General features: G+C 33.5%; 3 protein-coding genes. 2 read left to right on the top strand and 1 reads right to left on the bottom strand.

What is annotated here, in order from left to right; all coding sequences use genetic code 11:
- On the bottom strand, positions 1-148 hold a 148-nt coding region (locus tag F6K22_RS36485), incomplete at its 3' end, for a helix-turn-helix domain-containing protein (protein ID WP_293109560.1).
- Between the two features lie 704 nt (positions 149-852).
- Between F6K22_RS36485 and F6K22_RS36480 the strand changes: the two genes are divergently transcribed.
- Together F6K22_RS36480 and F6K22_RS36475 are read left to right on the top strand one after the other, a co-directional pair.
- Complete coding sequence (locus tag F6K22_RS36480) at positions 853-1,464, top strand: cysteine dioxygenase family protein (RefSeq protein WP_293109558.1); 612 nt, start codon at positions 853-855, stop codon at positions 1,462-1,464.
- A gap of 299 nt (positions 1,465-1,763) precedes the next feature.
- Positions 1,764-3,164 carry a protein adenylyltransferase SelO gene (locus F6K22_RS36475; protein WP_293109556.1) on the top strand — a complete coding sequence of 467 codons (1,401 nt, stop codon included), beginning with the start codon at positions 1,764-1,766 and terminating at the stop codon, positions 3,162-3,164.
- Positions 3,165-3,403 lie beyond the last annotated feature (239 nt).

The following is a 3,403-nucleotide window of genomic DNA, read 5'->3' as shown; positions in this document are numbered from 1 at the left end:
TAGTTGGTTTCTTTTCTCCTGATTTGTAATTTTCTTGGCAGCAAGCTAGGCTATCATTCCAAACACCACGGACACAGCCAAATAGCTTTGCTAACCGGTATTTTTGCCCTGGTGTTGGATACATACGATACTTAAATCTAGCCTTCATAATCTGAGTTTTTAACTATTAAAATTTACCATAACATACTTATTGAAAAAAAAACTAAAAAGTCGCCCTAGAAGGGCGAGGCGTAACTACCCAATTTTTCGGTGAAATACTTACTTGTCCCCATTGTAATGCGACTCTCGCAGTATGGGTTCGCGAATATCTTGAAGAAGACAAACAAGAAATCGGTGAGTTAGAATTCTTAGATGATGGTAAGGAAGATAAAAAGAAGAAAAAGAAGAAAAAAAAGAAGAAATAGTAGTTTTTGACTCAGATTATATGATGTTTATTCCACATAAAACCATATAAAAATATGGTGATAATAATAAACTTGAGTAAATATTTCCCAATTATTTAGACAAATGAATGATCTGGATATAATCTGATAAATTTCAATAATTTATGCAGAATTTATGTAAAATAGAACACAGAAAAATAACTATTTTACTTGTATTAACTTAATGATTTTATAAATCATAAAGATTTTATATTTTCTTTATTGTTTTAGAAGCAACTCTGGCTATATAGCTAAGAAAAAATTAGTTAGGACTAACGACTAATGATCGATCTTAGACTAGGAAACGTTTTTCCAACTGTTCCCTATTCCCTATTCCCTATTCCCTGCTATATAATGTATAAATATTTGTAGTCAATTCTCACAAATTGCCATTAACTAAAGCATAATTAGTACCAGAGGAGAAATAAAGATGAAAAATCGAGATTGGTTGTTGACTGGAGAGGGTCAATGTAAACCTTGTGAAACTGTAAATGAATGGAAATTATTAAGAGAAAATTATCGGTTTTATCGATTTTTAACAGAACTTGAAGATACTTTGAAAGATGCTATAGATGAAGCTAGTTGTTTGCCAAAAATTAGACTGTTAGTCCGACAATTTATGACTAATTCATACTGGCTGCAAACCCAAGAGCCAGAGCCTTGTGAAAAAAGAGGGATATCTGTTATTTTATTGTATGATGAGTTAGGATTTCCCCTGACAGTACAAACAGTAAAGTTTATGCCAGGATCAATTTCAACAATTCATAATCATGGTACTTGGGGAATAATTGCTGTATTAAAAGGTCAGGAAAAAAATACTTTTTGGAAACGTACTCCTGACTCAGAAAATCAATATAAAATTGAACGAGTTGGAGAGCAAATATTACAACCTGGAGATTTAATTAGTCTGACTTCTGATGCGATTCATAGTGTAGAAGTAGTTGGAGATGAACCTACATTTACTTTTAATATCTATGGTGAAACAAAATCTTCTGAAAGGTTTGAATTTGACCCAGTTGCTCAAACGGCAAAAAAGTTCTGAAGAAGGATTCAATAATTAATAATTAATAATTAATAATTAATAATTATCTATTTTTATAAAGAAGAGGATTTGCTAAAAGGAACTTTTTTCTTTTTTATCCATGAATGGAGCGGCTTTATATCTTAAATTTTAAGGAGGAAGAAGAAAGACAACTGTACCTTAGTAACTTGAGAGTAGTAATAAAGATCGGTTAAAATTATATAGGAATCTGCGCTTATGTTGTAAAAATTAAAAAGCTAGAAATAAAGCTCTAAAACTCTTAACTATTCCCTATTCCCTATTCCCTATTTAAAAAAATAATGTCTAATCCTTTACTTTCTCTCAACTATGAACCTGCCATTGAAACTTTAGGCGGTGACTATTATGATGAGGTACTTGCTGCTGAATTTCCTCAACATATTTTGCGATTTCGTAATGATAAATTACTCCCTAAAATAGGGTTAAATTCTCAAGATGTTAAGGATGAGGATTTTATTGAAGCTTTTGGTAAATTTCATTGTGTCAGACCTTTTTTAGCCCTACGTTATCACGGTTATCAATTCGGTGAATATAACCCTTACTTGGGTGATGGTAGGGGTTTTCTTTATGGTCAAGTCCGTGGGGTAGATGGTGAATTATATGATTTTGGTACTAAGGGTTCGGGTAGAACGCCTTATTCTCGCAGTGCTGATGGTAGACTTACTCTCAAAGGGGGGGTGCGCGAGGTCTTGGCTGCTGAAATGTTACACCGTCATGGGGTTCGCACTTCCAGATGTCTGAGTTTGGTTGAAACTGGGGAAGGGTTATGGCGCGGGGATGAGCCTTCTCCTACTCGCTCGTCGGTTATGGTGCGTTTTAGTCGTTCTCATATCCGGTTTGGTACTTTTGAAAGGCTACATTTTTTCAAGCGCCCGGATTTAACGAAAAAACTTTTAGACCATGTAATTGATTGTTATTATTCTAATTTTAAGGAGGATAGCGATCGCTACCTTTTATTCTACTCGGAGTTAGTAGAAAGAGTTGCTAAATTAGTTGCTCAATGGATGGCTGCTGGATTTTGTCATGGTGTATTAAATACAGATAATATGTCAATTACTGGGGAAAGTTTTGATTATGGTCCTTATGCTTTTATTCCCACATATAATCCTAAATTTACAGCAGCTTATTTTGATTATTCTGGTCTTTATCGTTACAGTCATCAACCATTAGTTTGTAAGTCAAATTTACACCTACTTCAAGAAGCATTAGCTGCAGTTATTGATCCGAAGAATATGAGGTCAGCTTTAGAAAGATTTGATGATTTTTATCTGCATGAATATCGGCAATTAATGATGAAGAGATTAGGGTTGGAAGAGTTACCTGAACCAGATGCAGAAAAGTTACTTCAGCTAACTATAAAAATGCTGACAGATTCTCAGGTTGGATACCACGATTTCTTTTCGGAATTGAGACAAAAATTTTCTCCCCAATGGCGTGATGATATTAGTCAGATTTTTGCTGATTTTGAACAGCAAGAATTAATTGCTCCGTGGCGAGAATATTATTATCATCTTTTACAGAGTTACTCTCATAATGAATTAAAGGATATGGCGGAAAAGTTACAACAATATAATCCGCAACAAAGTTTAATTAGACCTGTAATTGAATCAGTCTGGGAAGCAATTACAGTAGAGGATAATTGGCAGCCATTTTATGATTTATTACAGAGAATATATGATTGAAGAAGTAAGAATTCATTAATGGATAATTGATAATTGATAATTACAAGAAGGTTAAAACCATCCGGGAATTGAAGATAAGGAAATGTCCTAGCACTTTTTTTCCCCTTTTAAGGCTATGCTTTATAAACATCTTTCTTAACATAAAATTTGACACGCATAGACAAGTTATGAATAAGCATTTGAGAGGCTTTTTCCTGAGAAAAGTGTATTGAAAAGTACATTTTTTTAAGAAATTCACC

The sequence above is a fragment of the Okeania sp. SIO2F4 genome (assembly GCF_010672385.1).
GTDB lineage: Bacteria > Cyanobacteriota > Cyanobacteriia > Cyanobacteriales > Microcoleaceae > Trichodesmium.
The sequence above is the reverse complement of the archived record's forward strand: the minus strand, read 5'-3'. Positions and strand labels throughout refer to the sequence as shown.